Origin of the sequence: Sphaerospermopsis reniformis, assembly GCF_005402885.1 — a bacterium.
GTDB classification, from domain to species: domain Bacteria; phylum Cyanobacteriota; class Cyanobacteriia; order Cyanobacteriales; family Nostocaceae; genus Sphaerospermopsis; species Sphaerospermopsis kisseleviana.
The window spans coordinates 1-4,255 of sequence record NZ_BJCE01000342.1 but is presented as its reverse complement, the minus strand read 5'-3'; the positions used below and the strand labels follow the sequence as shown (position 1 = coordinate 4,255).

Sequence of the window (4,255 nt, the reverse complement as noted above, 5' to 3'; positions counted from 1 at the left end):
CCTCACCAATCCACAAATCGTCAATATTACTTTTTCATAAGTATCTTTATGAAGACGAAATCTTGATGATGCTATGCGAAATATTTTAATAATTCTGATGATATGCTCTACAAAAATTCGTTTACTATTGGTACACTAAAAAGTATATGGAAACAAGCACAATTGGAGGAAGAATAATGCGTTATACAGTAGTAATTTAAAAAGGAAATACTAGCTATGGTGCTTAGGTTCCCGACTTACCCGGTTGTATAGCTGTAGCTGAAACATTAGCAGAAGTTCAACAAATGATTGTTGAAGCAATAGAATTTCATCTAGAAGGTTTAATAGAGTCAGGTTTACCAATTCCCCAACCTACAAGTATCGCTCAAGAAGTTGAAGTTTTGATTTAAGTAGTAATATAGATATGAATAAATACAGAAATTGGCAACCTGTACCTAAGAATGGTGGTAAAAATGGAAACAATAAAATTGCTGGCACATATTGGTACAGATGGTATATTGCAAATCCAAACCCATACAGATTTTAAAGATAAATCTGTAGAAGTATTGGTAGTTGTCCAACCATTAGATAATACAGAAGCTACCACAATAAAACATAACGCTTGGGGAAAAGCCACTACTAAAAAATCAATTCAAGACGCAATTAGTAGAATGCAACAACTAAGGAAAGAAGTAGGTTTAGATAAAAACCTAATCCGTGAAATGATTGAAGAAGGACGAAGATTTTAATGCAGTTTGTTTTAGATTGTTCGGTAGCAATTAGCTGGTGTTTGGTAGACGAAAATAATGATTATGCTAATTCCATATTAGCAACGATGGTAGATTCTGAAGCATTTGTACCAGGAATTTGGTCGCTGGAGATTGCTAATACTCTTGTTGTAGCAGAACGACGTAACCGCATGACAAAAGAACAATCTGAAGAAGCTATTAATTTATTACAGTCCCTATTAATTCAAGTTGATATAGCTACAGATACAAATGCTTTAGATGCAACCTTGAAATTAGCAAGACAAGAAGCAGGGGAAACGCATCTAAAATGCCATTGATGCCTTATTAGAACAAGAACAAAAAAAACAAAAACAAATAGTAATTAAAACCAAAAAAACTGATTCTGGTAAGATCACAATTAGCATCCGAGATAATGGACCAGGCATTAGTTTAGAATTACAAAGCAAGATATTTGATCCATTTTTTACAACCAAACCTGTCAACAAGGGAACTGGTATAGGACTGGCAATTAGCTATCAAATCATCGAAAAGCACCAAGGCAATATTTATGTTTGTTCTGACCCTAGTTATGGTACAGAATTTATCATAGAAATCCCTACGGAACAGATTACTTAATCACGGAGCAGGGAGCAGGGAACAGGGAACAGGAGGCAGAAGGCAAAAGGCAGGAGGCAGGAGGCAGGAGTTATTTATTTTGGATTGTTTTTGTTAACTTCAATCTAAAATCTAAAATCTAAAATCTAAAATCTAAAATCTAAAATCTAAAATCTAAAATCTAAAATCTAAAATCTAAAATCTAAAATTTTCTTCCCCAGTCACCAGTCACCAGTCACCAGTCACCAGTCACCAGTCCCTATAATTAGCCTGTATAAATAATTTTAGGTGATATCTGGGTTGGAAGATAGCAATTGAGGAAAGTATCATAAAACATGAATTATGAAGTTGGAATTGAAAAATCTGTATGCTTCACAATTCATGTCATGTTTTTTACTGGCTATCAAACTAAAGTCAAGATCAAATAAAGGATTTGAGCTTTGAGTTATGATTTTTTAACTCAAAACTCAAACCTTCACCAAATCAGTGGAACATTTAAGCCATTTGATTTTCAATCGCCCACCGTGCTAGTTCAGTACGGTTGTGGAGATTGGTTTTGCCCAACATATTGGAAACATGGCTTTCAACTGTACGCTGACTAACATTTAGTTCTTCAGCGATTTCCCGGTTAGCTAAACCCCTAGCCACAAACTGAACCACTTTCAGTTCTGTGGGAGTTAACTGGACATCAAAGGGAACCTGGATACGAGAACCGTTTTCCCCTCCCTTAGTTTGATGTTCTTTCCAACGGATAGTTTGCTTGAGTGAAGATTCTACTTGTGCTACGAGTTCTTCTGCTTCAAAGGGCTTGACCATATATACGTCAGCACCTTTATTCAGACCTTTAACTCGGTCTGCACTTTGCCCCTTAGCGGACAGGAAGAGAACAGGTATCCAGCTAGTGCGTTCAGTTTGCCGGACTTGTTCCACAAAAGTGTACCCGTCCATTTCTGGCATCATCACGTCACAGATGATCATGTCTGGAACATCATGGTCTAATATTTCCAGAGCTTGCCGTCCATTTTCAACCGTGATGACTTCGTAGCCCCGGAATTCTAAGTAATCCTTCACCAGCAAGATGAGGTTAGGGTCATCATCAATTAATAGAAGTCGTTTGTGATCTTTCATGCTGGACTCTTTCATAGCAGTGGCACTTGTCGCGCTTCAATCCATCAAGGTCTTGAATAGTTATCCTCTTTGGTGGATTATGTGAGATGTTGTGCAAAACAAACCTGACAAAAATTGTTCATGGCAGGGGCATAAGCAAATACACCCTAGAACCTGGAACATTTTGTTGTTTGCTTCCTGCTTCCACCAAGCCCGTCGCCGGGTTCTTGTCCACAGGCGTAAATTCCGCGCTGGCCGCACGTACTGTTTTTCCCACTTAACTTGCCTTGGTTTTTTGTGGTTGTGAAAGTGGTAGGCACTCTTAACATACTACTAGTAACTTAATGGCAAAAGTCTAGTAAGGATACGGAGAGCAATAGTATTTATAATGCGCTATTATATATTCTTTTGAAAGCAGCGGGCTAAAAAACCTGATTAAATCATAATCCGTCTGGTTGACAGGTTCAGTATTTAGCTGAAGATCACCCTAACTGACAACTCACCCGCACTTTCATTTGTTAACTGTTGCTCTGCTATATCCTGTTTTGAATGTTAAGCCTCTAGAGGTTCACAAGAAACTAAGGAAGTTCCTGGCAAAAAATGGTTGAAAAAGGCTTATGCTTACATTTCCATAGATGCCAATTAAGTGTTTTGGGATCATCCGCTCAATAACTTCCGGTTTTTTGAATATAGTTCATAAAACCATTGACAAATATCTCAGGTTTTATTTTGTGAGGTTTTACCTCACAGGGTGAACTACATACCCTCTATCCCTTGGTTAATAGCTGTCGGGACTACTTAATTTACATCACCTGCCTAATTGTTTGATTATCTCCCTCAATTAATTTTGACAGTGAAATAAAAAAAGGCTTGGACTTGTGCTAAGTGTGTTACCAGAGCTAGGGTGTCATTTTCTGGAATTTCCCCAAAACTATTGATTTATATCATTGACTATGAAGGCGTAAAAATGTTTTATTTATGCCTGTTATAGCCTATATATGACTATAAATCAATTAATTTGTGTAATACCAAACCGCATCTGGGTAAACTCCCATTATCTATCTAGAACAACAAATACGCAAGCGGTTGGTTGAGGTTTAGAAGATGCAAATAGGAAGAATCTCACACGATGGTTGAGATGTCCACACTTTGAGTCACAGTTTCCAGCATTCCCAGATGACATAGCTAGGAGGTTTTTAGCCCGGAGTATCTGTTTGGTAAGAACCAGCAGAAACCTGTGGAGGGAAAAGAAAGCCAATCTTAGCGCGTCCACATATTACTTAGGGCTTGAAGTTCCACAGCTTTAGTAGTTCTGGGGATTGGATGACTGTTTGGATGGCGGTGTTGACTTACTGTATTGTTACTCATTCAGCGGCTCCCTGTTTACAGTTCTATAACAATTTCCCAGGTTTGGAAATAAAGTTGTCCATATAAAAATATTCACTACCTACGCAACAGAACCCGACAACTAAAACAATTAGGTATTTATGCTCTGTGATTGGTGATTGGTGATTGGTGATAGTTGATAGTTGACAGTTGATAGTTGACAGTTGATTGGGAAACATAAAATTGATTACCCAGTCACCAGTCACCAGTCCCCAGTCCCCAGTCCCCAGTCCCCAGTCCCCAGTACCCGGTCACCAGGCCGCCGTCTCCCGAGCTTATGCCACACACCCAGGTCTGAATAACCAGTACGCAAGCCCCTATCACCCCAATACCGTCACGCAACACTAAGTCTACACCACCGACTCTCACTACACCCTCTACTCCCAACATCGACGTGCGTTGTATACACATCTCTCACACCACTCTCAGTCTCTCCTACC

5 protein-coding genes and 2 pseudogenes are annotated in these 4,255 nt (G+C 38.8%); 5 read left to right on the top strand and 2 right to left on the bottom strand.

Annotated elements, in window-relative coordinates:
- Nucleotides 1-117 (bottom strand): annotated as a pseudogene (locus FFR48_RS25915) (IS5/IS1182 family transposase); the annotation flags it as partial.
- A 59-nt stretch (nucleotides 118-176) separates the two neighbouring features.
- Between FFR48_RS25915 and FFR48_RS25910 the strand changes: the two are divergent.
- The 4 genes and pseudogenes from FFR48_RS25910 to FFR48_RS25895 all read left to right on the top strand — a co-directional run bounded on the left by FFR48_RS25910 (nucleotide 177) and on the right by FFR48_RS25895 (nucleotide 1,343).
- A pseudogene (locus FFR48_RS25910) lies at nucleotides 177-389 on the top strand (type II toxin-antitoxin system HicB family antitoxin).
- A gap of 63 nt (nucleotides 390-452) precedes the next feature.
- Nucleotides 453-728 carry a hypothetical protein gene (locus tag FFR48_RS25905; protein WP_137669344.1) on the top strand — a complete coding sequence of 92 codons (276 nt, stop codon included), beginning with the start codon at nucleotides 453-455 and terminating at the stop codon, nucleotides 726-728.
- Entirely contained in the window at nucleotides 728-1,045 is a 318-nt protein-coding gene (locus FFR48_RS25900; RefSeq protein ID WP_236104188.1) for a type II toxin-antitoxin system VapC family toxin, read from the top strand. Before FFR48_RS25905 ends, FFR48_RS25900 begins: the two co-directional genes overlap by 1 nt.
- On the top strand, nucleotides 1,041-1,343 hold the full coding sequence (locus tag FFR48_RS25895; protein ID WP_307722538.1) for a sensor histidine kinase: 303 nt from the start codon (nucleotides 1,041-1,043) through the stop codon (nucleotides 1,341-1,343). Before FFR48_RS25900 ends, FFR48_RS25895 begins: the two co-directional genes overlap by 5 nt.
- A 474-nt stretch (nucleotides 1,344-1,817) precedes the next feature.
- On the opposite strand, the gene FFR48_RS25890 is transcribed toward FFR48_RS25895, so the two are convergent.
- On the bottom strand, nucleotides 1,818-2,465 hold the full coding sequence (locus FFR48_RS25890) for a response regulator transcription factor (protein ID WP_096565149.1): 648 nt from the start codon (nucleotides 2,463-2,465) through the stop codon (nucleotides 1,818-1,820).
- Nucleotides 2,466-3,983: 1,518 nt separating this feature from the next.
- Between FFR48_RS25890 and FFR48_RS25885 the strand changes: the two genes are divergently transcribed.
- Nucleotides 3,984-4,163, top strand: a complete 180-nt coding sequence (locus FFR48_RS25885) for a hypothetical protein (RefSeq protein WP_162501966.1) — start codon at nucleotides 3,984-3,986, stop codon at nucleotides 4,161-4,163.
- The last annotated feature ends 92 nt before the right edge of the window (nucleotides 4,164-4,255 follow it).